Origin of the sequence: Lentzea aerocolonigenes, from assembly GCF_000955955.1 — a bacterium.
GTDB lineage: Bacteria > Actinomycetota > Actinomycetes > Mycobacteriales > Pseudonocardiaceae > Lentzea > Lentzea aerocolonigenes_A.
The window spans coordinates 1-24,917 of sequence record NZ_JYJG01000045.1 but is presented as its reverse complement, the minus strand read 5'-3'; the positions used below and the strand labels follow the sequence as shown (position 1 = coordinate 24,917).

Annotated in this window: 21 protein-coding genes; 10 read left to right on the top strand and 11 right to left on the bottom strand. The window is 67.6% G+C overall.

Annotated features, from left to right (window positions below):
- The first annotated feature begins 385 nt into the window (after positions 1–385).
- Together UK23_RS08500 and UK23_RS08495 are read left to right on the top strand one after the other, a co-directional pair.
- Entirely contained in the window at positions 386–1,039 is a 654-nt protein-coding gene (locus tag UK23_RS08500; protein WP_045310845.1) for a Crp/Fnr family transcriptional regulator, read from the top strand.
- Positions 1,040–1,107: 68 nt separating this feature from the next.
- The gene (locus UK23_RS08495) at positions 1,108–1,437 is read left to right on the top strand and encodes a hypothetical protein (RefSeq protein WP_052684474.1); all 330 of its coding nucleotides are present in this window, start codon (positions 1,108–1,110) and stop codon (positions 1,435–1,437) included.
- 166 nt (positions 1,438–1,603) lie between these two features.
- Here the strand turns inward: UK23_RS08495 and UK23_RS08490 are convergent, their stop codons facing one another.
- The 4 genes from UK23_RS08490 to UK23_RS08475 are packed head-to-tail and all read right to left on the bottom strand — an operon-like array spanning position 1,604 to position 6,006.
- Positions 1,604–2,869 carry an ABC transporter substrate-binding protein gene (locus UK23_RS08490; RefSeq protein WP_156212958.1) on the bottom strand — a complete coding sequence of 422 codons (1,266 nt, stop codon included), beginning with the start codon at positions 2,867–2,869 and terminating at the stop codon, positions 1,604–1,606.
- 47 nt (positions 2,870–2,916) lie between these two features.
- Entirely contained in the window at positions 2,917–3,768 is an 852-nt protein-coding gene (locus tag UK23_RS08485; protein WP_196777662.1) for a carbohydrate ABC transporter permease, read from the bottom strand.
- On the bottom strand, positions 3,749–4,708 hold the full coding sequence (locus UK23_RS08480; protein ID WP_052684473.1) for a carbohydrate ABC transporter permease: 960 nt from the start codon (positions 4,706–4,708) through the stop codon (positions 3,749–3,751). The genes UK23_RS08485 and UK23_RS08480 overlap by 20 nt, the downstream gene beginning before the upstream one ends.
- The gene (locus tag UK23_RS08475) at positions 4,708–6,006 is read right to left on the bottom strand and encodes an ABC transporter substrate-binding protein (RefSeq protein WP_156212956.1); all 1,299 of its coding nucleotides are present in this window, start codon (positions 6,004–6,006) and stop codon (positions 4,708–4,710) included. The genes UK23_RS08480 and UK23_RS08475 overlap by 1 nt, the downstream gene beginning before the upstream one ends.
- 305 nt (positions 6,007–6,311) lie before the next feature.
- Here UK23_RS08475 and UK23_RS08470 point away from each other — a divergent pair, with 305 nt between their 5' ends.
- The 6 genes from UK23_RS08470 (at position 6,312) to UK23_RS48390 (ending at position 13,541) form a co-directional block, all read left to right on the top strand.
- Positions 6,312–7,196: an SIS domain-containing protein gene (locus UK23_RS08470; RefSeq protein WP_045310843.1), complete on the top strand. Its 885-nt coding sequence runs from the start codon at positions 6,312–6,314 to the stop codon at positions 7,194–7,196.
- Between the two features lie 30 nt (positions 7,197–7,226).
- Positions 7,227–8,321: a GntR family transcriptional regulator gene (locus UK23_RS08465; RefSeq protein WP_045310842.1), complete on the top strand. Its 1,095-nt coding sequence runs from the start codon at positions 7,227–7,229 to the stop codon at positions 8,319–8,321.
- 42 nt (positions 8,322–8,363) lie between these two features.
- A complete protein-coding gene (locus tag UK23_RS08460; RefSeq protein ID WP_045310841.1) occupies positions 8,364–10,319 on the top strand; it encodes a DUF5107 domain-containing protein in 1,956 nt (651 codons plus the stop codon).
- A 135-nt stretch (positions 10,320–10,454) separates the two neighbouring features.
- Positions 10,455–12,464, top strand: a complete 2,010-nt coding sequence (locus tag UK23_RS08455; RefSeq protein WP_045310840.1) for a glycoside hydrolase family 27 protein — start codon at positions 10,455–10,457, stop codon at positions 12,462–12,464.
- Between the two features lie 112 nt (positions 12,465–12,576).
- Positions 12,577–13,188 carry a hypothetical protein gene (locus UK23_RS48395; RefSeq protein WP_052684470.1) on the top strand — a complete coding sequence of 204 codons (612 nt, stop codon included), beginning with the start codon at positions 12,577–12,579 and terminating at the stop codon, positions 13,186–13,188.
- The gene (locus tag UK23_RS48390) at positions 13,182–13,541 is read left to right on the top strand and encodes a response regulator transcription factor (protein ID WP_052684469.1); all 360 of its coding nucleotides are present in this window, start codon (positions 13,182–13,184) and stop codon (positions 13,539–13,541) included. Before UK23_RS48395 ends, UK23_RS48390 begins: the two co-directional genes overlap by 7 nt.
- A gap of 58 nt (positions 13,542–13,599) precedes the next feature.
- Here the strand turns inward: UK23_RS48390 and UK23_RS08445 are convergent, their stop codons facing one another.
- Positions 13,600–15,675 (bottom strand): M4 family metallopeptidase, encoded by a 2,076-nt coding sequence (locus UK23_RS08445; RefSeq protein ID WP_082114510.1) that lies wholly within the window; start codon positions 15,673–15,675, stop codon positions 13,600–13,602.
- A 384-nt stretch (positions 15,676–16,059) separates the two neighbouring features.
- On the opposite strand from UK23_RS08445, the gene UK23_RS08440 reads away from it, so the two are divergent.
- Positions 16,060–18,135 (top strand): putative Ig domain-containing protein, encoded by a 2,076-nt coding sequence (locus tag UK23_RS08440; RefSeq protein ID WP_045310902.1) that lies wholly within the window; start codon positions 16,060–16,062, stop codon positions 18,133–18,135.
- A gap of 143 nt (positions 18,136–18,278) precedes the next feature.
- Complete coding sequence (locus UK23_RS51340) at positions 18,279–18,518, top strand: hypothetical protein (RefSeq protein ID WP_156212954.1); 240 nt, start codon at positions 18,279–18,281, stop codon at positions 18,516–18,518.
- A 28-nt stretch (positions 18,519–18,546) separates the two neighbouring features.
- Here UK23_RS51340 and UK23_RS08435 read toward each other — a convergent pair whose 3' ends face one another.
- The 6 genes from UK23_RS08435 to UK23_RS08415 form a co-directional block, all read right to left on the bottom strand.
- Positions 18,547–19,377 (bottom strand): transglutaminase-like domain-containing protein, encoded by an 831-nt coding sequence (locus UK23_RS08435; protein ID WP_052684468.1) that lies wholly within the window; start codon positions 19,375–19,377, stop codon positions 18,547–18,549.
- A gap of 55 nt (positions 19,378–19,432) precedes the next feature.
- Entirely contained in the window at positions 19,433–19,588 is a 156-nt protein-coding gene (locus tag UK23_RS52575) for a DUF6307 family protein (RefSeq protein ID WP_196777661.1), read from the bottom strand.
- Positions 19,585–20,148: a DUF5994 family protein gene (locus UK23_RS08430; protein WP_196777660.1), complete on the bottom strand. Its 564-nt coding sequence runs from the start codon at positions 20,146–20,148 to the stop codon at positions 19,585–19,587. Before UK23_RS08430 ends, UK23_RS52575 begins: the two co-directional genes overlap by 4 nt.
- 776 nt (positions 20,149–20,924) lie before the next feature.
- Positions 20,925–21,089: an RGCVC family protein gene (locus tag UK23_RS54955; protein ID WP_196777659.1), complete on the bottom strand. Its 165-nt coding sequence runs from the start codon at positions 21,087–21,089 to the stop codon at positions 20,925–20,927.
- The gene (locus tag UK23_RS08420) at positions 21,076–22,212 is read right to left on the bottom strand and encodes a N(5)-(carboxyethyl)ornithine synthase (RefSeq protein ID WP_045310838.1); all 1,137 of its coding nucleotides are present in this window, start codon (positions 22,210–22,212) and stop codon (positions 21,076–21,078) included. Before UK23_RS08420 ends, UK23_RS54955 begins: the two co-directional genes overlap by 14 nt.
- Positions 22,213–23,228: 1,016 nt before the next feature.
- Positions 23,229–24,446 (bottom strand): hypothetical protein, encoded by a 1,218-nt coding sequence (locus UK23_RS08415; protein ID WP_045310837.1) that lies wholly within the window; start codon positions 24,444–24,446, stop codon positions 23,229–23,231.
- Positions 24,447–24,917 lie beyond the last annotated feature (471 nt).

Below are 24,917 nucleotides of genomic sequence, written 5' to 3'. Positions count from 1 at the left end.
CTGTGCTCGGTCGGTGGTGAGAGCGACACGACCGTCCTTCCCTCCACGACGTCACGCCGGCACCAGCCGGCGACCCGATTCGTCGTGTACCAGACCAACCGGCCGGGCTGTGCGCTGATTGACGCACAACGCCTGGTTCCACCCTTCGGCATCTCGTCCCCGCAGACGCCCCCGCGGGGTAACTACAGCAGCTGTCGCTCGGTACCAACGAGCGGATGGGCACACCCGGCCGGAGAATTCAGCCGATAGGACGAGCAGGGCCACCGGCGTGACCCGCCGGGATCTTCGGGAAGCCGGCGCCGGCCGTTACAACCACCGGTTCGAACCCGGTGGATTAGATCGATCGGGGCAATGACCGCCGTCCTGATCCGTGAATCATGGATGTATGGGGCTCGACCAGTCGTTCTGGGAGATACTCGACGTCACCGACCAAGCGGCCCTGCGAGCCGCGGCGACCCGCGTGACGTTCGAGGCCGGATCGGTGATCTGCCATCAGGGGGACAGGTCGCGGAACATGCTGGTCGTGTCGCACGGTCGGGTGCGGGTCAGCCGGTTCACCCTCAGCGGCGAGGAAGCCGTGCTCGCGGTCCGGGGGCCCGGTGAGATCATCGGTGAGCTTTCCGCCATCGACGGCGGGGGCCGTACCTCGACCGTCACCGCGGTGGACGCCGTGAGCGGCATGGTGATTTCCGCTCAGGCCTTGAAGAAGCTCTGCGAGGAACACCCGAAGATCGTGTGGGCGGTGTTGTGCGTCGTGGTGTCGCGGCAGCGTGCCACGGGCGATCAGCAGGACCTCCGGACCGGGCCCTCGTTGCACCGGGTGGCCGCCGTGCTGCTCGACCTCGCGCACCGCGGGGCCAGTGACATGATCACCACGGTGCCGCTCAGCCAGCGCGAACTCGCAGGGATCGCGGGCATCTCGCGCGAGACTCTGGTGCGGGCGTTGAAGACGTTGCGGGAGGCGGGGATCATCGAGACGCGCCGCACCAGCGTCGAAATTCTACGTGAGGACGCACTTCGGTCCCTGTGCGGCATTTGACGCAAACGTTCCGGCTCGATGGCGTTCTCCTTGGTGGACAAGAAGCCGAGGACACATCAGGAGCCGTCATGAAGCGCCACCCGTTGCCGGAAGCCAACTCCCGCAAGCAGATGGCGCGTGCCCGCCGCAAGCACACCGAACGGGTGCTGCTCGCGGTCGTCTTCACCGCCGTCGAGATCTGGGCCGTCGTGGCCACCGTGGTGCGCCTCGACGACGACGGGGTGCTCGCCGTCGCGGTTTCGGTCGTGCTGTCGGCCGCGCTGATCGCCGTCTGGGACACCTGGCAGTCGATTTTCGCCACCGGAAGGGCGTTGCGGTCGCCGGAACCGGCGGAGACGCCTGCCGAGGAGGCGAACCCCGAGGTGCAGAGCCCCGGGATGAAGCTGGTGCGGTTGTAGAGCCAGGTGTGGCCGCGGCGTAGGGGGGCGCGGCCACACCGCCCAACTGGGGGCTGCCGATGGGGTCCGGGGGTGAAGGCTCCCCGGCAGGGGGCCTCGGGCTCACGCGTGGTGAAGACGGACGTGGCGTGGACCGGTCCCGGTTACAAGTTCGCCTTCGACGGGCTCAGCTGTTCTTGCGCCAGTAGTCGGCCTGCCGCCGCACCAGTTCCGCGACGAACCCCGCCACGTCGATCCTGCCCTTCAGCAGCTCGTCGTTGACGGGTTCGAACACCTCCGCGGCATAGCCGGTGATCTCGAGGATGCCGTCGAGCGGCTGGGACACGGGCAGGGCCGCCAGTGCCCTGCCGACGTCCGCCAGGTCGTCGGGCGCGGGCAGCTCCGGGTTCGGGGTGAGGTTCTTCGCGACCGTCGCGATCTTCGAGAGCGTGCCGTCCTTGAAGAAGTGGGCGATGAACCGCTCCGCCAGTGACGCCCGGCCGGCCGTCGCCGGGATGGCGAAACCGATGGTGCTGACCGGCACCGCGGTCGACGCACCAGGCAGCGGCACGAAGCGGAACTGGAAACCCTGCACCGCGGACGGGCCGATCTCACTGGGTGTCCAGCTGCCCATCAGCAGGAAGTCGGTCTTGTGCCGGGCCCAGTCCAGCTGAGCTGACGGCCAGCGCGAGTCGGCAGCCCGAGCGTCGAAGTACCCCAGGTCCACAAAGGACTTCACTCTGGTCACCGCCTCACGGACATCAGGTCTCTCCCAGGCGCGGCCCGTTCTGTCCCGAGCCAGCTCCCTGACCTTTCCCGGCCCGAGAGCACCCTGGAGCGCGCCGATCGTCCAGTACGAGCCGTACCCGGAGATGTCCGCGTCCAGTGCGATCGGTGCGCGACCCGCTTTCCTGCACTTCGCCATCAACGCGGCCAGCTCGTTCCACGTCCTCGGAGGCTCGTCGGCCACTGCGGCCATCGCCGAGCCGTCGAACCAGAGGCCGTGGCCGATGACCTCGTACGGCATCAGGAACATCTGACCGTCCTGCCGGAGCGACTCCAGGTACTTGGGGGAGATCAACTCGCCGACGGTGCGGCCCATCCCCGGTACCTGCGCTGAGAGCACCGGAGCGAGGTCGCGGAAGCCGCGCGACGCGACCAGAGCCGCACGGACCTTCGTGTTCTCCTGGTCCACCAGGTCCGGCACCGCGTCACGGTCGTCCGCCAGCTTGGTCAGCACCTCGCGTCCCTGCCAGCGGACGTCGACCGTGATGCCGGTGTCGCGTTTGAAGTCGGCGATCGCCTGTGCGAGCACGTGCGCCTGTGGTTCGTTCTCCTTCCACATCGACCAGTACGTGAACGACGTCGCCTCGTGGGCTGTCGCACCGCAGGCGGCCAGGGCCGGCGCGATCACCGCTGCTGTGAGCAGGCGGCGTCGAGTCAGGGTTCTCAAAGCGTGCTCCCGAACGGATTGTGTCCATTGTGGAACGACGATGGGTACTACTTGACGGCTCCGAGGGTCATGCCCTCGACGATCCGCCTGCCGAGCCAGACGTAGAGCAACAACATGGGCAGCACCAGGATGCAGACGCCGGCGAACAGGGCGCCGTAGTCCGAGCCCGAGTACTGCTGGCTCTGCATGAAACCGAGCAGTGCCAACGGGAGTGTCTGCAGATCGGTGTCCTGGATGAACACCAGCGCGAGGAACGTCTCGTTCCACAGCCCGATCGCGTTGAGCAGTAGCGCGGTGATCAGCCCACCGCGGGCCAGGGGCAGCGAGATCTGCAGGAACGTGCGCAACGGTCCCGCGCCGTCGATCGCGGCGGCTTCCTCGACCTCCTCCGGCAACGACCCGAAGAACGCGGTCAGCAGGAAGACCGTGAAGGGCAACGAGAGTGCGACGTACAGGATGAAGAGCCCGACGAGACTGTTGATCAGTCCGATGTTCTCCAGCATGACGAACAGCGGGATCACGATGACCTGGACCGGAATTCCGATGCCCAGCGCGAAGAAGAGCGCCATCACGCCGGAGATCCGCGTGCCCGAGCGGGCCAGCGCGTACGCGGCCGGTGCGGAGATCGCCACCAGCACCACCGCGGACCCGGCGACGAGTACGACGGTGTTCAGGGTGGCCGCACCGAATCCGCTCTCGTCCCACGCCTTGAGGAAGTTGCCGAACTCGCCGAACGTCGACAGCCCCCACGGGTCGCTGAAGATCGCGGTGTGCTCCCGCAGCGCGGCGAGGCCCATCCAGGCCAGCACACCGATGTTGAAGATCGCGAGCAGCCAGACCAGGCCTACTCCGACGCGGTGGGGGAGGCCGTGACCGTCCCTAGAACTGAATCTGAGCACGGCGCATCACCCTTCGCAGCAGGACGACCAGGACACCCACGACGACCAGCATCACGACGGCGGAGGCCGAGGCGTAGCCGAACTGGAACTGCGGGTTGCGGCCGCCGAACGTGGAGCCGTAGATGAACAGGGCGCTGTTCCACACCTCGACGGTGGGCATGTCGTTGGTGGTGCCGCCGAACGCGTAGATGAACTCGAAGATCTTCAGCGAGGAGATCGTCCAGATCACCGCGGCGGTGGCCACCACGTCCCACGTCAGCGGCAGCGTGATGTACCAGAACCGTTGCCACGCCGTCGCTCCCGCCAACGCCGAGTCCTCGTACAGGTCGGCGGGGATGCGGTCGACGCCGGCCATGATGATCGTGGTGAAGAAGCCGGTGTTCACCCAGACCAGACCGATGCAGATCACCGTGAACAGGTTGTCGCCCAACCAGTTCGGCGTGCTGCCGGTGATCCCGTGCCACAACGTGGTCAGCAGGCCCTCCGGCGAGCGGAACAGGAAGCCCCACAGCACCGACAGGACCACCGGGGAGACGATGTAGGGGAAGAACAGCACCGCGCGGACGAACTTGCGGCCGCGCATCTCGCGCAACACCATCGTCAGGGCGAACGACAGGGCGAACGTGGCGGCACCGACACCGACCAGGATCAGCATCGTGTTGGCGAACGAGTCGATGAACGTCGAGTCGCCCAGCAGAATCTCGTAGTTCTGCAGTCCACGGGGTTCGAGGTCACCCACGCCGTCCCAGCGGTGGAAGCTGACCCACACCGACGCCAGGACCGGGCCGACGAAGAAAACCAGGTACAGCACCAGGGCCGGTGCGATGAACGGCCAGAACAGGGCGCGGCGGCGACGGCCCAGTGGCGTGAGCGATGCGGCGGACGCCTTCGTCCGCCGCACCCCACGCCCGGCGACCGCCGTCGCGGACGCAACAGCCATCAGCCGTTCTTCTTCCAGTAGTTCGCCTGCTTCTCGGCGAGCTGGGAGAGGAACCCGGCCACGTCGGTCTTGCCCTTGATCAGCTGGTCGGACACCGGGTGGAACACCTCGTCCACGTAACCGGGAATCTGGTCGATCCCGTCGTACGGACGCGACACCGGCATCGTCTTCAGCGCGTCGGCCAGGCCTTTGAGCGCTTCCGGAGCGGGCAGGGCCGGGTTCGGCGTGAGGTTGCCCGTCTCGGTCGCGATCTTGGCCAGGTTCTCGTCCTTGAGGAAGTAGGCGATGAACTTCTCGGCCGGCGCGGCGTGCTTGGCCGGTTTCGGGATGGCGAAGCCGATCGTGCTCGCGGGCACCGCGTTCTTCGCGCCGGGCAGCGGGGTGAAGTGGAACTGGAAGCCCGGCGCGGCCTTGCCGCCCACCTCGCTCGGCGCCCAGGAGCCCATCAACAGGAAGTCCGCCTGGCCCTGCGCCCACTTCTCCTGCACGGCCGGCCACTTGGAACCGTCGTAGCCGTTGATGAAGTACCCCTTGTCCACCAGGTCCTTCACCCGCGCGAGCCCCTCGCGGACCTCGGGGGTGTCCCACGCCTTGCCGCTCTTGTCGCCGGCGAGATCCCTGACCTTGCCCGCGCCGAGCGAGCCCTGCAGCGCGCCGATGGTCCAGTAGGAGTTGTAGGAGGCGATGTCGGCGTCCAGCGCGATCGGTGCCCTGCCCTCGGCCTTCCGCTTGGCGAACACCGCTGCCAGCTCGTCCCAGCTCTTCGGCGGCGTCTTCACCACGTCGGGCAGCGCCGCACCGTTGAACCACAGGCCGTGCCCGATCACCTCGTACGGCACCAGGAACGCCTTGCCGTCCTTCTTCAGCTGCTCGGTGTTCTTCGCGTCCAGCACGTCGGAAACCTTGCGCCCGCTGCCGGGAAGCTCCGCGCCGTACACACCGGTGAGATCCCGGAACTGGTCCGAGGACACCAGGCTCGACTGCACCTTGTTCTGCTCCTGGTCGATCAGGTCCGGCACGTCGCCGCCGCGCAGCGCGGGCACGACCTTCTTGAGCACGTCCCTGCCCTGCCACTGCACCTCGACGTGGATGCCGGTGTCGCGCTCGAAGCCGGTGACCGCCTGTGCCAGCACCTTGGCCTGTGGCTCGTTCTCCTTCCACATCGACCAGTAGGTGAAGGACTTGTCGGATGCACTCGAGTCATCCGAACCGCCGCCGCACCCGGCGGCGGTCAACACGAGGGCGCCCGTCCAGAGCAGCGCGGCTGCTCTGGCGGGGAAGGCTTTGGTACGGGTCACGATGCACTCCCTGGCTGTGCCTTGCGTCACTGCTGAGCGATTGTGCACATAGTTCCTTCGGTTTGAGCAGTAGTCAACAACCAAGCTGTCACCGATTGAACACGCTGGCGTTCGCGGGCGTTCACACGTCCACGATGACCCCTGACGTCGATCTCGGCACGGTGAAGCCTGGCTGTGCAGATGTGGGAGTGGCGCTGGACGAACCCGCCGGAAGACCGGGTGCTGGGAAGTTATTGCAAGATGATGCAAACTTGGTGCACATTAGAAGCACTAATGAACATCACTGCGTACCCCGGGAGGGTCCTTTGAGCACGTTCACTCACGTCGGGGTGGAGATCGCCAGCCAGCCGGACTGCTGGCGGCAGGCAGCCGAACTGGCCGGTGACGTCGGCGACCTGCTTCCCGGCCGAGGCGAGCGCGTCGCGGTCGTCGGCTGCGGCACCTCCTGGTTCATCGCTCAGTCCTGTGCGGCGCTTCGGGAGTCACTCGGCCTGGGTGTCACGGACGCCTTCGCCGCGTCCGAGTTCCCCGGCGCGCGCGACTATGACCGCGTAGTCGCCATCACGCGTTCCGGAACGACATCGGAGGTGCTCGATCTTCTGGGCACGCTGCGCGTACCGACCCTCGCGCTAACGGCGGACGGCACCACGCCGGTGCGGGAGATCGCGGACGAGACCGTCGTCCTCGACTTCGCCGACGAGGCGTCGGTGGTGCAGACGCGGTTCGCGACCAGCGTCCTCACCCTGCTGCGCAGGCACTTCGGCCTGAACGTCGATGCCGCGATCGCCGACGCCGAACGTGCGCTGGCGACGGAACTGTCCCCGGCGTGGACCGGTGCCGAGCAGTTCACCTTCCTCGGTCGCGGGTGGACGGTCGGCCTGGCCCACGAGGCCGCGCTCAAGATGCGCGAGGCCGCCGGGGCGTGGACCGAGTCGTACCCCGCGATGGACTACCGCCACGGCCCGATCAGCATCACCAGCCCCGGCCGGGTCGCGTGGATGTTCGGCGACGAGCCGGAGGGGCTGTCCGGCGACGTGGCCGCCACGGGTGGCACCTACGTGGCCAACGGGCTCGACCCGGTGGCGGAGCTCGTCCTCGTCCAGCGGCTGGCCGTGCGGATCGCCGGGCAACGCGGCCTGAACCCCGACCAGCCGCGGCACCTGACCCGGTCGGTGATCCTCAAGGGGTGAACCCAGGTCGCCATGAGGTATGAATAGAGTATGAATCGTGCGAAGGGTGCCGCGCCGGACCGGGTGCCCCGGGGGGTCAAGGCGCGGCAACTGGCCGACGAGCTGCGGCGCGGGATCGCCGAACTGCGCTGGCCGGACGGGCGGTTGCCGACCGAGCAGCAGCTCGCCGCGGAGCAGGGGGTCAGCGTCAACACCGTGCGGCGGGCGGTCGATCTGCTCGTCGCCGACGGCCTGGTCTACCGGCGGCAGGGCTCCGGAACGTACGTCGAGCAGTCCGGCGTGGCGGGCACGTCCTCGACCGGGCCGGTGATCGGCGTGTGCATGCCTTCGATGACGTACTACTTCCCGCGGTTGATCGCCGCGATCGAGCAGGAGATCGCCGCGTCAGGTGGTCAGATGCTGCTCAGCAGCAGTGACTACGACCTCGCCCGCGAACGCGAGGTGGTGGACCGGATGCTCGCCACCGGGGTGCAGGGGATCGTCATCGCCCCCGAACTGCCGCCCGGCGGTGCCAGGGCGGCGTTGAGCAGGCTGCAGGCGCTGCCGGTGCCGATCGTCACCGTGGAACGGTGGCTCGGCACCGAGGACGACGAGCACGAGTTGGTGTGCACGAACCGGATCGCGGGCGGTTACGCGGCGGCTCGCCACCTGCTGGAGTTCGGCCACACCGGGATCGCGTTCCTGTCGCGCAGCAGCCCGCACCTCGACCAGGTCGCCAGGGGCATGCGCGGCGCGCTGGCCGAGGCGGGACACGAGATGGTGCAGGTGGACGCGCCGCGCCGGTGGACGCCCGCGGACGCGTCGGACCTGGTCACCAAGCTGCTCGAACGGAAGGTCACCGCGGCCGTGTGCGTGGCTGACCGTGAGGCGGCGTTGCTGGTGACGGCTGCGCACCAGCGCGGTTTGCGGGTGCCCGACGACCTGTCGCTGATCAGCTACGACGACGAGGTGGCTGATCTCGCCGAGGTACCGCTGACGGCGCTCTCGCCGGCGAAGGCCGAGGTGGGACGCCTGGCGGTGCGGACGCTGATGCGACGGCTGCGGGAGCCGGAGGCGCCGGTCGTGCAGCAGTTCGTGCTGCCCGAGCTGAAGGTCCGCGAGTCGACCGGACCGGTCCGCCGATAATTCATACTGTACTTAACGTATGAATCTAGGTACCTTCGAGGAATGAATAGTGCTCTGACGCTGAGCGTGCTGTCCATGCCCACCGCCTGGGTAGGGCCGGTCAACCCGCTTCCGCCGCTGTTCAGGGCCGGCGATCCGCACGTGGTCGCAGATCTCGGCGACGCCGACGAGGAGCTGAGCCGCAACGCCGGCTACGGGCGCGTGTCGTCGGTCATGCCGTATCTCATGCAGGACTCGTACGGCCGGGAGCGCACGACCGCCGAGCACCGTGTCGCCGTGCTGGAGAACGACGTCCTGCGGGCGACCTTCCTGCTCGACGCGGGCGGCAGGCTGTGGTCGCTGATCCACAAGCCGTCCGGGAGGGAGCTGCTGTTCTCCAACCCGGTGTTCCAGCCGGCGAACCTGGCCCTGCGCAACGCGTGGTTCGCCGGCGGCGTCGAGTGGAACATCGGCACGATCGGCCACACGCCCACCACCTGCGAGCCGTTGCACGCCGTGAGGGCAGTCCGCCCGGACGGCACGCCGGTGCTGCGGATGTACGAGTACGAGCGGTTGCGCCGTGTGGTGTTCCAGATCGACGCCTACCTGCCGGAGTCCTCACCGGTCCTGCTGGTGCACGTCACCATCGTGAACCCGAACGACCACGAGGTGCCGATGTACTGGTGGTCCAACATCGCGGTCCCGCAGGGCGAGAACGTGCGCGTGGTCGCCCCGGCGGACGAGGCGTACCGCTTCACCTACGACAAGACCATCCGCCGCGTCGCCGTGCCCGAGTCCGATGGCCTGGAACGCACCTACCCGTCGCGCGCGGTGAACTCCAGCGACCTCTTCTTCGACATCCCCGCCGGGAGCAGGCACTGGATCGCCGCGCTCGACGGTGCCGGTGCGGGACTGGTCCAGACGTCGACGAAACGGCTCGCCGGACGCAAGCTGTTCGTGTGGGGCAAGCACACCGGTGGGGAGCGGTGGCAGGAGTGGCTGTCCGAACCGGGCCAGGGCTACCTGGAGATCCAGGCGGGCCTCGCGCGCACACAGCTCGAACACCTGCCGATGCCCGCCCACGCGCAGTGGCGCTGGGTCGAGGCCTACGGTCTCGCGCAGGCCGATCCGGTCGCGGTGCACGGCGACTGGGCGCAGGCGCGTGCGGCCGTCGAGTCCGGACTCGACGAGCTGGTGGACGCCACCGGACTGGACAAGGAGCTGCTCGCCGCCGAGTCCTGGGTGGACAGTGCCCCGGTCGAGCACCTGCACTCCGGAACCGGTTGGGGCGCACTGGAACACCGTCTTCGCGTCGCCGCCGGTGACCACTCGTTCGAGCGGGCCGCCACACCGTTCCCCGAGCACACTCTCGGGCCCGAGCAGTTGCCGTGGATCAGTTTGCTCGACACCGGCGAACTTCCCGCGGGCGATGTCTCCACGCCGCCGCCGTCCTACCAGGTCGCTCCTGAATGGGGTCCGTTGCTCGAAGACGCTCAGGGCTGGCTGCCGTGCTTGCTTCGCGGTGTGCTCCAGTGCTCGAGCGGTGACGTCGAGGCGGCCGAGAAGTCCTGGTTCGCGTCGATCACAGAGATGCCCAACGCGTGGGCGTGGCGCAACCTAGGCGCGCTGTTCGTGCACCGCGGTGAGCACGAGACCGCCGTGGAGGCGTACGCGAAGGCACACCGCCTCGCTCCCGGCCTGCTCGCGCTGAGCCTGGAGTACGTCGGCCTGCTGCTGGAGCTGAACCGGCAGGCGCACGCACTGGCGGTCATCGCGGGCCTTCCGGCGGAACACCGCCAGGACGGACGGGTTCGGTTGTTCGAGGCGCGGTGTGCGGTGGACACCGGCGATCTGGCCAGGGCGGGCCGGTTGATCGACGAGGGCATCGTGGTTCCGGCCATCCGCGAGTCCAACGTCGCGTTGAGCGACCTCTGGCTGGGCTACCAGGCCAAGCGCGGCGGGCCGATCGCCGAACTGCCTCGCGACTACGACTTCCGCATGCACCCGCGCGGCGAGTGACCCCTGCTCGTGGCCGGTGAACCGCCGTCTCGCCGGCCACGCCCTTCTCCAAGCCACTTCTGAACACGGGAGCCGTCCCACCCCTGCAGGGCGGCTCCCACCCCGCTTCCGCAGCACGAACCGAGGAGTCCGTTCATGCACCCGTCGAAATGGCCCCTGATCACCGCGACGGCACTTCTCGCCGCCGTCACCGTGGCGATGGCCTCGCAACAGGCAGTCGCACTCTCGCGAACCGTTCCGGACGACACGGTCAACATCGATCATTCCTACGCGACCAAACCGCGGATGATCCTGCGCTCGGAGTCCTGGTCCAAGACCACCGCGGCCAGCATGAAGAAGACGGCCGATGACGCCGTCTCCACCGGTCTGGCCGACCTGGGCTGGAACACGGTCTCGTTCGACGACACCTGGGCGGTCCGGTCCGACTGCACCGACTGGGACGCGAACGCCACCGTCGTGCCGAACTGCGCGAGCGGCCGCGACAAGATCACGGGCAACCTCATCCCGTCGCCGACGAAGTACCCCAACGGCCTGAAGGACGTCGGGGACCACCTGCACGGCAAGGGGATGTTCTTCGGCGTCTACGCCAGCGGCGGCAAGTACATGTGCGACTCGGGCGGGCGGGTGGCGTCTCCCGGCAGCTACGACAACTTCCAGAAGGACTTCGCGTTCTTCGCGAGCGTCGGCGCGGACTACATCAAACTCGACTACTGCGGTGAGCCGAACACGACGAACAAGTGCTGCTTCACCCACCTCGACTCCGACCTCGAGATCGACACGGCCATCGAGTCGGCGCGGCGCGCCGCCACCGCGATCAACGCCGTCAAGTCCGCCGCCGACGCCACGAAGCGCCGGTCGATGGTGCTCAACATCTCCGCTCCGGCGTACGCGAACTGGAGCAACGACACCTACGACACGGCGCTGTACAAGCGTCTGATGGACAGCGTCGTGCCCGCGGGACACGCCTACCGCATCGGCGGTGACGTCGGCGGGACCAGTTGGGCAGGCACCGTCGGGCTCGTGGACATGACCAACGCGTTGCGCTCCTACGGCAAGCAGGGCCACTTCCTCGACCCCGACCGGCTGTACTTCGACGACTCGGCGATGGCGACCGACAGCAAGCTCGGCGGCTACGCGATGTGGGCGATGCAGAACAGCCACATGGTCGCGATGGTGCGCAACTCCACCGCCAGCGGTGCGATCTCGTCGACGCAGGCGAACCTCATGAAGAAGCCCAGTCTGATCGCGGTGGGCCAGGATTCGCTGGCGATTCCGGCGAAGCGAGTCGCTCAGGGCACCGGCTACGACGTCTTCGCCAAGCCGTTGAGCAACGGCGACTACGCGGTCGCGATCATGAACCGGTCGGCCACGGCGCCGGTCACCGCCACCACGAAGGGCTCGGTGATCGGGACGTCCGCGAAGAACTTCACGCTCACGACGATCCTCGGCCCCGACATCACGTCGATCGACGCGAACGGCGGCTTCAGCGTCACGGTCCCCGCGGCCACGGCCGTCATGTACCGCCTGAAGGTCAGTTCCACCGCCACCTACTCCGGCTGGAACGCCGGCCCCGACGGTTCGCACGCCCGCAACGCCACCGCGATCACCGACAGCGACGCGCCGACCGCGGGCACCTGGGACGCGAGCGGCCGCACCCTGTCGTCCGACCGGCTGGCCGCCAACGCCCAGCTGCCGGACGGGACGGCGCTCAGCGTCAAGGCCGGCCAGACCGTCACCCTCGGCGGCGTCTCCTACACGTGGCCCAGCACGACCTCCGGGAACTTCGACTCCGTGAAGCCGGTAGGACAGACGATCGAGTACCGCTACACCGGCTCGAAGGTGAACTTCCTCGGCGCCTCAGGTACCGGCGAAGCCGGTGGGACGATCCGCCTCAACTACAGCGACGGCACGTCCAGCAGCTCGTCGTGGGGCTTCCCCAGCTGGAGCTGCGCGAGCGCGGCGACCTACCCGGCCACAGTCGCGTTCAAAGTGTTGGGGCGCAACGACACCAACGGCCTGACGAGCACGAGCACGGCGTACTGCCTGTACACGAGGTCGGTGCCGATCACGTCCGGGAAGACGCTGGTGTCGATCACCCTGCCGAACGCGCCGAGCGTTCGCGTCTTCGCCGTCAAGGTGGCCTGACCGGCCTGTTCCTCATCGCGGGCGTGATCCCGCGATCCATGATCATCGCCAGGTCGGTGCCCCGATCTGGCGATGATTTTTTCTACTGACCTCTGACCCACCCGAGGTTGCGATGTTCCTGCTCGAACCCGCCAGGCTCGACGAGCTCTCCAACACCGTCGACCTGGCGCTGCTGCAGCTCAAGCAAGCCACCGCCGAACGGCTGGCCGAACACGTGAGTGCTCCCGTGGAAGCGGTGCGGTGCGCATTGGCCGAGTTGGTCACGGCCACGCTCGTCTACCAGTTCGGCCGCACCGAGAACGGACCGTTCATCCCCATCGCCGCGGAAGGCGCGCTCAACGCGTTGATTCAGCGCCGGCGCGGCGAACTGGCGGCGATGCAGGTCGAAGTCGCGAAGCTCGTCGCCGGGCTGCACCGCGAGGCGGGCCACAGCGCCGGGGCCGGGGTGGAGCTGGTCGAGGGGACCGAGGCGGCGGTGGCTGCGTTCGCCGGTGTCCAGCTGAACGCTCGCACCGAGGTGGCCGGCGTGCTGTCGCCGCCCTTTCCGCACGACCGGTCGATCCCGAACCCGATCGAGCTCGCGCAGCTCGCGGCAGGAGTGTCCTACCGGTGCGTCTACTCGCTCGCCGGGATGTCCTGGCAGGAGGCCGTCGACGACGTGCGCCACCTGATCGCGGCGGGGAGCAGGCGCGGATTCTCCCGGACACCACGGCGAAGATGGTGATCGCGGACCGCCGCGTCGCCATGATTCCCGTGTCCGGCGACGACTGCGGTGGCTCGGTGCGGTTGCTCGTGCGCGCACCGGCCATTGTGGACATTCTGGTCGCGTACTTCGAGCTGCTCTGGGCGAGGGCGGTCCCGGTCGACCTGACGCCACCGCCGGATGACGGACTGAACGCGCGTGACCGTGAGCTGCTCACGTTGCTCGCGGCCGGGATGAAGGACCGTGCCATCGCCAGAGCCCTCGGCATCACCGAGCGAACAGTCGGCCGCAGGCTCACCGCGCTGATGTACGCGCTCGGCGTGGACACCAGGTTCCAGGCCGGCGTCGTCGCGGCGCACCGCGGCTGGCTGTAGCCCCGTCACACGACGAGACCGGGCGGGGGTTTCCCCGCCCGGTCTCGCGCTGCCTCGGTCAGCTCAGGTTCACAGCTGCGTCGTCCAGCACGAACGACGTCTTGAGAGAGGAGTCCTCGGCACCGGTGAACTTGATCGTCACGGTCTGCCCGGCGAACGCGGACAGGTCGATGCTCTTCTGCGTGTAACCCGTTCCCTTGTTGAGGTTCGAGTACGTCGCGAGCGTGGTCGATCCAGCTTGGACGGTCAGCTTGTCGTAGACGGCACTGGTGGTCGTCTCCGCGGTGTCGATGTGGAGCCAGAACGCCAGCGTGGCCTTGCAGCCTGCCGGGATGGTGATGTTCTGGGACAGCGTGTCGGTGGCCGCGTAGCCGTACCCGGCGAGCCAGGCGTCGTAGGTGCCGCCGTGCGCGGGCTGGCCGGAGCCGCCCCACTGGCCGATCGCGCCCGTGGTGCCCGACCAGCCGGTCGCGCCGGACTCGAAGCCGCCGTTGGTCAGCTTCTGGCCCGAGCAGCCGGTCGGCGGCTTCGGGGTCGTGGTGCTGGTCGGCGGAGTGGTCGTGGTGGGGGTACCGGAGCAGGTCGGCTCACCGGTCTGCGCGCCCAGGCTCACCGCGTCCCAGGCCGCCTTGACCTTGTTGAACATGTCGCAGCTGTTCGGGAACAGCGTCTTCGCCGACTGCAGCGTCCAGGTGCGGTACTTGCCGTAGTTGCTGCCGCTGGTCTTCAGCTGCATCGCGCCGTAGAGGATCTTCTGCGCGTCCTTGATGCCGATGCCGGCGAGGTTGCTCGTGCCGTTGCAGGTGGCGCTGGTGGGCTTGCCGCTGCCCGGGTTGGTGCCCTCGGCGAGGAGGTAGAACCAGTGGTTGCCGGGGCCAGCGGCGGCGTGCACCTCCGCGTTCGGCACGCTGCTCGAGTAGCAGTCCGGGTGGCCGGAGACCAGCGACGGCTTGTACATGTAGCGGATCGGACCCGCTCCCACCAGGTTCACGCTCTCGCCGATGGTGTAGTCCGGCGTGTCGTTCGTCGACGCGTTGATGAAGAACTCCGTCGACGTGCCCAGCGCGTCCGCGATGAACTCCCGGGTGCCACCACCGGAGACGCCGCCGCTGCCGGTGTGGTCGTCGACGCCGTGGCCGGCCTCATGGCCCACCACGTCGATCGCGGAGATCCACTTGCTCGTGCCCTGGCTGTGCCCGATCTGGATCTCGTAACCGTTGTAGTAGGCGTTCACGTCGTCCAGGCCGACCCGGATCGGCCAGCCGCCGCCGTTGCCGTCGAAGCCGTTGCGCCCCAGCCACTGGGACAGCATCTCCCGTTCCTTCTCCGCGGCGAAGAGCGCGTCCACACAGCCGGTTTCCCTGCTGGTGGCATCGCCGTTGCCCCACGCGTCGTCGGAACCGGAGAACGTCGTGTTGTTCGCCGCGTCCTGACACACCACGGAGGTCTGGTTCGGGTCCTGCATCTTGTAGGTGCCACCGGAGTTGGTGGTGCCGATGGTCACCGTGCCGCTGTAGGCGGAGTCGCCGGTGCCTTCGACGACGTGTTCACTCGTACCGGCGACCGCGCCCGTCTGCGCGTCGACGTAGACGTCCAGCACCGACGGCTCCCCGTCCTTGGTGCCCGCGACCCTGGTGTTCCACACGAGCTTGTTCTGCGCTGCCAGCACGGACAGGACAGGAGCCTGTGCCGAGTCCACTTCGGACAGCTGCGCGGCGGCCACCTGCGCGGCCTGCGCCTGATCCAGCTTCGCGTGCGGGTTGATCCCGGTGATCGGCCGGTCCTGTGCCACCGAGGTGAACAGGACCCGGCCGGACGGGTCGGTCTGCACGACCAGGTCGCCGTCGACGACGGGCAGACCCTTGTGCTTCCTGGCGTAGTTGACGAACTGCACGCCGGGGCCGGACTCGACCTTCGTCTCCACGAAGGTGTCGTCGTCCGCGGCGGCCAGTGCGGCGGGCCGGTCGGCCACGAGGCTCGCGGCCGCGTTGTGGGCGTTGTCCCTGGCCTGAGCCGGGGACACCGAGGGTGTGGTGGGCGGTGCGGCGTGCGGGGACGCGAGTGCGGTCCCGACCAGGGCCGCGCCGACCGCCACCGCGCCGGCGATGGCGAGGAGGCGTTGCGAGGATTTCATCAGCGGTCCTTTCCCTGAGTTCCGGACGGGATCCGGTATTCAGGAAATGCAGGGAGTGAACGGCGATCGGCCGTTCGTGGTCAGGAACGGTACATCGCGTTCTGCGGTGATCGGGAAGTCTCTTTTCACATTCATCAAACTGGTAAAACAATGTCGCTGTTGACGATGTCCACCTTCGGACAATGTCTGATCACACCCTTGATCGCCGTTCGATGGCGACCTATCGTGCCTGCCCACGCCGGTCTTGACGGCAAGAAGAAGCAGTCTTTGTCATCGCTTGAGGATCGTTCGGAAAACAATACCTATGACGGGTAGTCGAGCGCGTCAGCGGAAACAAAGCTGTGCGGCACCCCGATGGGCGGGGTGAACGGAAAGGGCGACCTCATGCGAACGAGGGTGTTTTCTGCGTGCCTTGCGCTGACCGTGAGCGCATCCGGGCTGATTGCGCTGGCCGCACCGGCGGCAGGCGCGGCCTGCGGTGACCAGGTGATGGGCAACGGCGGCTTCGAATCCGGCGCCGCGCCGTGGTCGGCGACCAGCGGTGTCATCTCAAGTGCCACGGCCGGCGAGCCCGCGCACGGTGGCACCAAGATCGCCTGGCTGGACGGATACGGCTCGACCCACACCGACACGCTGTCCCAGTCCGTGACGCTGCCCGCCGGCTGCGCGTCGGCGACGTTGACCTACTGGCTCCACATCGACACCAAGGAGACGACCAGCACCCGCTATGACACCTTGGTGCTGCAGGCCGGGTCCGACACCTTGGCCAGCTACTCCAATGTGGACCAGGCCGCGGGGTACGTGCGGCGCACCGTCGACCTGTCGCGCTACCTCGGTCAGACCGTGACGCTCAAGTTCACCGGCACCGAGGACTCCGGACTTGCCACCGACTTCGTGCTCGACGACTTCTCGTTGACCACCGCGGGTGGGAGCGTTCAATCCCCGGCCGTGACGTCGCCGGGCAACCAGACGACGGCGGCCGGGCAGCCCGTCTCGCTGCAGCTCCAGGCGAGCGACCCGCAGGGCGACGCCCTGACCTACACCGCGACCGGGCTGCCCGCGGGGCTGTCGATCGGCGCGAGCACCGGCAAGATCACCGGCACGCCCACCTCGGCGGGAACCTCGTCGGTCACAGTCACGGCGAAGGACCCCGGTGGCCACACCGGCAGTGCGACCTTCACCTGGACCGTCACGCCGGCGCAGGCCGACACCACTCGCACACCGATCAAGCCCGCGTACACGGCCAATCTGACGTCGAACAGCTCCGGCGACACCTGGACCGGCCACCAGTCGGTGAGCTTCACCAACGCCTCCCCGGCCACGCTGCCCGAGGTGTACCTGCGGCTGTGGGACAACTACCACGGCTCCTGCCCGACGACCCCGATCACCGTCACGAACGTCACCGGCGGCACACCCGCCGCGCTCAGCGTGAACTGCACCGCCCTGAAGATCACCCTGCCCACCCCGCTGGCGCAGAACCAGTCCGCCACCGTCGCGTTCGACCTCAAGATCGTCGTCCCCGGCGGCGCCGACCGCTTCGGTCACGACGGAGCGTTCAACATGATCGGCAACGCGCTGCCCGTGCTCGCGGTGCGCGACGGTGCCGGCTGGCACCTGGACCCGTACACCAACAACGGCGAGTCGTTCTACACCGTCATCGGTGACTTCGACGTGACCCTGGTGCACCCCACCAGCCTGCTCACCCCGGCCACCGGAACCTCGACCGAGACCACCAGCGGCACCACCACGACGACCCGTGCCACCGCCACCGAGGTGCGCGACTTCGCCTGGGCCGCCGGACCGTTCAAGAAGATCAGCAAGACCTCCGGCAAGGGCGTGGCCGTGAACGTGTACTCGGTGAGCGCGATCTCCAGCAGCGACGCCAACTCCATGCTGACCCTGGCCACCGACTCGGTCGACGTCCACTCAGGACGGTTCGGCGACTACCCCTACGGCGAGCTCGACATCGTGCTGGACAACAACTTCTGGTTCGGCGGCATGGAGTACCCCGGTTTCGTCCTCGACCTCGTGTCGAACGTCGCGCTGCCGCACGAGATCGCGCACCAGTGGTGGTACGGCATCGTCGGCGACGACGAGTACAGCTCGCCGTGGCTGGACGAGAGCTTCACCGACTACGCCACTGACCTCTACCGCGGCGTCAACGGTTCCGGCTGCGGCATCACCTGGCAGTCGGCCGACGAGAAGCTGACCAACTCGATGGCCTACTGGGACACGCACTCCTCCAGGTACTCGGCCGTGGTGTACGGCTACGGCAAGTGCGTGCTGCACGACCTGCGCCGGCTCATCGGTGACACGGCCATGACGAACCTGCTTCGCAACTACGCCCAGTCGCACTGGTACGGCGTGTCCACCACCGCGGAGTTCAAAGCCGCGGCACAAGCGGCAGCCGGCTCAACCGACCTGACGTCGTTCTGGACGTCACACCGGGTGGAGGGCTGAGAATTCCCGCGGGCGGTCTGAGCACACCGGGCCGCCCGCGGGAGACCACCACGCTCTGGCGGCGTGACCCTGACTCCAGGGACGATGAGCGCGCTGATCAAGAGTCCTCAGGTTGCAGACGGCGTTGGCGCCAGGTGATGCCGGTGAGTGTCGTTTCCGCACTTCAAGTCCAAGATACGTCGCACGCTGCTGTCGCGATCTGCCGCCCTGAATCGCCGCACGTCAGGGATCTCGGGCGCAACTCGGGCTCCTCGGGCGTGCTTTCCGCCGTGCTCCAGGACGTCGAGCGGGCGGTCACGGTGATCGTGGCGACGGTCGTCGGGCTCACCTTCGCGTTCGGCTTCGCCAACGTCCTCAACCTTCAGGCGAGGATCAGGCCGTAGGTGCGGTGTGGTTGTGAATGAACGACTTTCAGGGGCGCCGGATCAGCTCGCGGTCCTCTTCGGCGTGGACGACCATCGATTCCAGCTGCGGCCCGCCGAAGGTGGTGGCCATGGCGACATCGGCGGCGTCTCTGCCGCGGCCGATGACGACGCGGCCTTTGCGGGGTGTGTTGTTGCGCGGGTCGAAGGTCCACCAGCGGTCGCCCAGCCAGACCTCCATCCACGCCGCGAAGTCCATCGGCGCTCCGTCCGGTGGCACGTCGAGATCCGGCAGATAGCCGAAGACGTAGCGGGCCGGAATGTTGAGCGCCCGGCAGAACGAGATCGCCAGGTGCGCGAAGTCGCGACAGACGCCGATGCCCGTGGCGTTGACGTCGGCCGCGGTGGACAGTGCGGTGGAAGTGCCGTAGCCGAAGCTCAGGTGGTCGTGGACGTGCCGGCAGATCTGCCGCACCCGCTGGTAGCCGGGCGGATGCGCGCCGAACCTCGACCAGGCCTCATCGCCCAGGACGTCGGAAAGGCAGTAGCGGCTGGGCAGGGTGTGGAGGAGCACGTCGTCCGGAAGATCCGCGGGCGCCGCTTCGGGCGCATCCTCGTCGATGTCCTCGACGCGGTCCGGCACCTCGGCCAGCGCGCTGTAGTGCATTGTGGACGGACCGGGTGGCAGCACGGCACGGGTGCAGGGGTTGCCGTACAGGTCCCGGTAGTGCCGCATGGCCAGGGCGGGCTCGAACACCAGTCGTTCACAGGTCACCCGCAGGTCCTGGTTGTCGGCGGGCCGCACTTGGAACACCGTCGAGGTGGGCACCTCTGCCCGATAGGTGAAGGCACAACCGATGCGCAGCAGCCGGGTGCTCACATGCGGCTCCTCGGCAGCTGGACGGCTCGGACTGTTCGAACACGGCGTCCGGTGATCAGCGCACCTTCTCGGGGATGTGGTCCAGCGAGCCCAGCACGTGGACGGCGAGATCTCGTGCGTGTTTCGCGCTGAGCTTGGAATGTGCTGTCAGTGTTTCTTGGACCAGCACGACTCTGCGCTCGTACAAGGACATGTAGGTGGGTGTCGTCATGAGGTGTGCCTGCTCACCTGTTGGGGGATTCGACCGCCCTCGGCTTCCCAGCCTGCGAGCGCGATACGGGTCAGGTTGGTCGTGTCCTGTGTCGCCGCGGTCACGCTGACGCCGGCGGCGAGCAGGTCGCCGACGGTCTGGTCGTTGTCGCGATCCGCGGCGAGCATCATGGTCTGGTGCGCCGCGGCCGGGTCGGTGTTCGACGGCACGACGAGCAGCGTGAGACGACGCCTGTTCGCCGCGACCACGTCCACGGTGTCCGCGGGTCGTGAGTAGAACCCGTCGAGCCGGATCTGACGGCCGCCGGAGATGACGCGACGGGGCGCGGAGTCCCACTCGGTGAGGTTGTAGTTCACGCGCAGCACGTCGCCCAGCCGAACCGCCAGCGTTGCGAGCAAGGCAGGCAGTTCGGCGGCGAGGTCCCGGGAACGAGGCCACCAGGCACCGTCGACATGCCCCGTGCTGGGCGCCTTCGGCCGCAACCGCAATCGTTGCGGGTGCCGAGGCTGCTCGGCCGCAGTGGCCAGTGGGGCGATCGGAAGGTGGGGTGCCGACGTCATGTCGGGACTCCAGTCTCCGGCCGGAGAAAAAGCCGGTTCTGTTTTTGCCGAGTACGACGTGAGCTTGAGCGCCCACATGCGAGATGTTCTCGACAAATCAACCGTACACCCATTCAGTCATGATCGGCGCAATGCAGCAGAAATTTTCAATTGCTGGCCGTCTGCGACTTGAAGGAAGTTTCAGGAAAAGCTGGCAGCGAGCCCCGTCCTCGCTGTGCGGCGACCAGCACGCGCCCCAGGTCAGCCGCGTCCACACGCTCGCTCCACCAGGGAAGACCGACGTCGGAGACCGCGAGAGCACCCGCCGAAGCTCGCCCGTCCACCGCACGACGGCCCGAAACCGCGGTACGTCGAGCACTGGCAGCTGATCCTCAGGAAGCGCACCCAAATTGCAGTGCTCGTGCGGAGCTTGATCGCGCACGTGAAGGCGGAGCGTGCGGGGGTGTCAATAAATTGGGAGGTCTTACCGGCGGCACTTGCCGACCTTCTCGAAATGTCCTGGCGTTCCCTTTCGGACGGCGTGGCCAAAATCCGGCCAGATCGCGCGACCGTCAATGCCCCTCTCCGCCGCTCGTTCGCCGGCACTGACCACCACGTGGTGCTCTGTAGCGGTGTGCTGGTACGTGTGGAGATGTAGCGCTCCGCTTGCCTGCTGAGCGGTGGATGCGGTCACGGACGCGTTCTCGCGGCTGCGCGAGGGGCCGAAGCGACGGTAGCGGCCAAACTGTCCGATGTGGAGTGTCCGTCACCTCTCGGTCGTATCACGTTGGCCCCCGTCATGGGCAGATGCAGCCTCGGGAAAGCGCGGACGCCGTGGTCGCGGTGCAGTAGCGAGTGCTGAGCGGATCGTGCGCCTGCCACGGATGTGGGCACACGTCGCAGGCGCCGGAAGCATCGGCGTGGTCAACGAGGGCGGCGGTTCGCGGCTCAGACGTGGGCATGCGGGTACTCCGATGAGCGGTGTTGGAAGGACAGGATGGCGGGGTTCTGGATGATGCCGGCGCGGATCTCGATGGCACGTCGGATGATCTCGTTGGACTCCCAGGCACCGGTGAGGACAGAGCGCAGGTGCGGGAGCAGCGCTTCGCTGATCTCCCAGGTCGCCGAGTTCCACAGGTAGGAGGGACTGTGGTCCACCCCGTAGTAGCGGACGTTGTCGCCCACCAGGAAGGACGGCTCCGCGAACGACGTGGGTCGGGCCCAGGTGAACCCCATTCCCCTGTCACAGGACACGTCGACGATGAGCGTCCCCGGAGACAATGCGGCCAGGTCGTCCTCGACGAGGAACGTCAGCGGCTTGTCTGGGTTCTGCAGCACGCAGTTGACGATGATGTCGTGCTTCGCGAGGAATCCTGCCAGCGGGACGCGCCCGGCGTCGGTCAACGCGTGGCTGCGCCGCGGATCGTCGTCGTCGTGGTCGAAATGAACCATCCGCGCGGAGTGGATCGGCGAGCCGACCGCCGTGACCCCGCGGTTGGTGAGGATGTCGACTTCGTGCATCCCGTGAGCTTTGAGAGCCGTCACGGCACCTCGTGCGGTGGCGCCGAAGCCGATCACGGCGGCGTTCAGTCTCCGGCCGTAGTCACCGGTCGAGCCGACGAGTTGCAAGGCGTGCAGCACCGAGCAGTAGCCAGCGAGCTCGTTGTTCTTGTGGAAGACGTGCAGACCGAATGAACCGTCGGCAGTCCAGTGGTTCATCGCTTCGAAGGCGATGAGCGTCAGCCGTCGTTCGATGGCCAGCTGGGTGAGCTTCGCGTCCTGCACGCAGTGCGGCCAGCCCCACAGCACCTGCCCCTCCCTGAGTTCTGCGACGTCCTCAGCGAGGGGTTTGGGCAGCAGGATGACATCGCATGCCGCGATGAGCTCTTGGCGCGAGCGCAGCCCCGCGACGGACGTGGCGAGTTGCTCGTCGGAGATGCCGAAGCGTTCACCGTAACCGCGTTCGAGGTAGATTCGGCCACGCAGATCCGCGTCCATCCGCTTGAGATGCAGCGGGTGGATCGGGAGCCGGAGCTCGTTCTCCTTGCGTGACCGTGCGATGACTCCGAGACTGAGGTGATCCACGTGGGTGTCTCTCTGATCGCTGATCGGCGTTGGTACCCGCGTCCCTGCGCTGATGCACAGCACGGCGCCTGAGGTGCCGGCGCAGCCCTGAGCGGGTCAGAGCGGCTCGGGGTTCTACCGGCTTCGCCTGGCATGAGCGACGAGCGCGGGCACTTCGATGGCGGGGTCGGTCGACAGCGGCCGCCAGCTCCCGTTGAAGTGCTCAGCGGACATCGCGTCCGATTTGAGCGGCAACCTCAGACCGTGTAGCACGGTCGGCGCTGCAGTGGTCCAGAGCAGATCCGAGATCATCTCGGCGCTCCCGCCTCCGGCCGAACCAGCCGGATTTCCCGATGCGCCCAAGGCGACATCGGCTTGACCGCCGATGCGCGACATACCCTCGGTGATTTCACTCTACGCTGCTCACAGCCGCAGGCTCGACGAAACCCGGAAGCCACCAGTCCGGCGGCAAGCAGGGCCGCGCTCACCGCTGCGCTGAAAAGGTCGGCTGAAACCGGTCGCCGTCCTGCCCATCGGGCGAACGTGAGGTTCACCGCGGGCGTGTGCGGAGGCCTGCTACGACCGCCAACGTGCTCGTGGTCGTCCGCACAACGCTGCTTTGCGGCACGTCAGCAACCGGCCCGCTTCGGGCTCGCGGTCAGGGATTCTGCAAGACGTGTCGTGGGCAGTGACGGTGATCATCGCGGCCGTTGTCGATCTGTCGATCCCTTGGGCTTCTCATGGCTACGAGATCACGGCGCCTCAGCAGAAGGTCTTCGGCCGTTGCGCAGGTTCACGCTGTTCGTCAGCGCCGTCTCGGCGGCTTTGAACGTTGCCGAGCCACTTCTGTCTGGCGACTACGGCAACGCGGCGTTCGATGCGGTGGAGCCCGTTGCTGTCGATCGGCTGGGCCGCGGCCGGGCCTCAGGTTCTCCAAACGCCCGCCCGGACCGAGGTCTCCTTGGTGCTCGGTGTCGAGCGGCGACTGACTGATGGCCAAGTCGCAACCACCGTTGCCGTCGCGCAGATCATCCGAGTCAGCGGCGGCCGTACATCGCTTCGAGCGCGGTGCGGCGGGTGGTGACGTCGTCAGGATCGTCGCCGAAGACAAGCAGGTGCAGCGTGGCCTGGTTGACCGGGTTGTCGGTGCGGCGGGTGTCGTGGCCTCCGGTGACAAGGAGCCCGCCGCGCTGCAACGCGGGCTGCAACGCGGCGAGCAGCGCGGCGATGGGTGCGGCGGTGGTGAGTTTCGTTGATTCCGACGGGCGATCGAGGGCGTCAGGACGGATGGTGTGCAACGCCAGGAGCGGGATGGACCCGCTGGTGATGCGGAAGTTGAGGTCGAGCATGACGAGCCTGCCGTCGTAGGTCTGGGCACAGTCGAGGCTGCACACGCCGCGGTAGCCGACGTCGGCGGCACGCTGGGCGATTGCGAGGCATTCGGTGAGCAGGTCGGCGGGAAGAGGCACGACGAGCCCGAAGCGGCCACCGGTGTAGATGCCGTCGGCGTCGATGCGCTGGTCGGTCACGGCCAGCAGGCGGGCTCTGCCGTCGGCGGCGACGTAGAGCTGAATGCCCCAGTTGCGGTGGATGTGCAGGTATTCCTCGACGACGACCTCGGTGAGGATGTCGGTGAACGCGGGCAGGGTGACCGGATCCCCGGCTCGGTGCAGATAGACGTCGAGGCTGGCGCCGTGGGCGGCGTTGGTGGCGGCTTTGAGGACCCACGACTTCTCGACGGGGGTTGCTTGGGCGAGTTCGTCGATGCCGAGGATCTCGCGGCGGGCTTGGAAGCGGGGGTCGACGAAGGTGCTGATGCTGGCTTTGTTGTTGAGGTAGCCGACGAGTTCGGCGCTTTTCACGGAGCGTTCGTCGGGGTGCAGGTTGGCGGGCTGCGGGTATTCCATGGAGAGGCGCAGGCCGTCGCTGAGGGCTTCGGTGACGCGGAGGGCGAACTCGGCCTCGGTGCGGAACTCGCGTGGGTCGGTGCAGACGGGCAGGCCGCCATCGAGGAGGGCGGCGAGGAGGTTGGGTTCGGTGCCGCCCGCGCTGGTGATGACGGGGGTGTCGGCGGCGACGGCGAGGGGGCGGGCGGACAGGACGTCGCGGGTGTTGCGGTGTCTGCTCGATGGCACAGCCGGTTCTTGGGCGGGGCGTGCGCAGACGGTGACGTCGGGGCCGTAGATGTCGGTGAGGGTGCGGGGTGCGGCCAGGGTCGGAGTGAGCGCGGAAGCGGTGATGGAGTTCTCCCTCATGGGGTTGGTTCGTGGGCCCGGTCCTGGGCGTGGAGTGGTGCGAATCGTCCGGCAGCGGTGAAACGCGCCTGGATGAGGCGGCGTCCGCTCCGGGTGAAGGCCCGTCTCTCGGCGTGAAACCGAGGCGAGAGCAGACACCAACTGTCTCACGTTTCGTGAGGCTTCAGGGGTGATGTCGGCGGCGCGAGAGTGAAGCCGACCACGCGGTGACGGCAGAGCGCGACAACGAGATTGTTCGAGCGCTCGTCGTCACCCAGGACACCGCACCCATCTACGCGCAGGTGCCTTCGGGTGGAGGGTCACCGCACTCCGATGTCGACGAGCTGGCGGAGACTTCACCTTGTCAGTCCTGCTGCGCGAGAGCGATGGCCTACCGGCAGGTTCGTGGCTGCGTGGTCCCTTGATCCCAGGGATGTCTCGAGCTCACAAACCATGATCCACAACGCAGAAACGGAGAATGAGGATGCACAC

What these genes read in the sequence shown, in the direction of transcription:
- UK23_RS08465 (WP_045310842.1), top strand. Translation starts at nt 7,227, where the DNA reads ATGAATCGTGCGAAGGGTGCCGCGCCGGACCGGGTGCCCCGGGGGGTC.
- UK23_RS08415 (WP_045310837.1), bottom strand. Translation starts at nt 24,446, where the DNA reads ATGAGGGAGAACTCCATCACCGCTTCCGCGCTCACTCCGACCCTGGCC.
- UK23_RS08455 (WP_045310840.1), top strand. Translation starts at nt 10,455, where the DNA reads ATGCACCCGTCGAAATGGCCCCTGATCACCGCGACGGCACTTCTCGCC.
- UK23_RS54955 (WP_196777659.1), bottom strand. Translation starts at nt 21,089, where the DNA reads ATGCCCACGTCTGAGCCGCGAACCGCCGCCCTCGTTGACCACGCCGAT.
- UK23_RS08430 (WP_196777660.1), bottom strand. Translation starts at nt 20,148, where the DNA reads ATGACGTCGGCACCCCACCTTCCGATCGCCCCACTGGCCACTGCGGCC.
- UK23_RS08445 (WP_082114510.1), bottom strand. Translation starts at nt 15,675, where the DNA reads ATGAAATCCTCGCAACGCCTCCTCGCCATCGCCGGCGCGGTGGCGGTC.
- UK23_RS08495 (WP_052684474.1), top strand. Translation starts at nt 1,108, where the DNA reads ATGAAGCGCCACCCGTTGCCGGAAGCCAACTCCCGCAAGCAGATGGCG.
- UK23_RS08500 (WP_045310845.1), top strand. Translation starts at nt 386, where the DNA reads ATGGGGCTCGACCAGTCGTTCTGGGAGATACTCGACGTCACCGACCAA.
- UK23_RS08440 (WP_045310902.1), top strand. Translation starts at nt 16,060, where the DNA reads ATGCGAACGAGGGTGTTTTCTGCGTGCCTTGCGCTGACCGTGAGCGCA.
- UK23_RS08460 (WP_045310841.1), top strand. Translation starts at nt 8,364, where the DNA reads ATGAATAGTGCTCTGACGCTGAGCGTGCTGTCCATGCCCACCGCCTGG.
- UK23_RS08480 (WP_052684473.1), bottom strand. Translation starts at nt 4,708, where the DNA reads ATGGCTGTTGCGTCCGCGACGGCGGTCGCCGGGCGTGGGGTGCGGCGG.
- UK23_RS48390 (WP_052684469.1), top strand. Translation starts at nt 13,182, where the DNA reads ATGGTGATCGCGGACCGCCGCGTCGCCATGATTCCCGTGTCCGGCGAC.
- UK23_RS52575 (WP_196777661.1), bottom strand. Translation starts at nt 19,588, where the DNA reads ATGACGACACCCACCTACATGTCCTTGTACGAGCGCAGAGTCGTGCTG.
- UK23_RS48395 (WP_052684470.1), top strand. Translation starts at nt 12,577, where the DNA reads ATGTTCCTGCTCGAACCCGCCAGGCTCGACGAGCTCTCCAACACCGTC.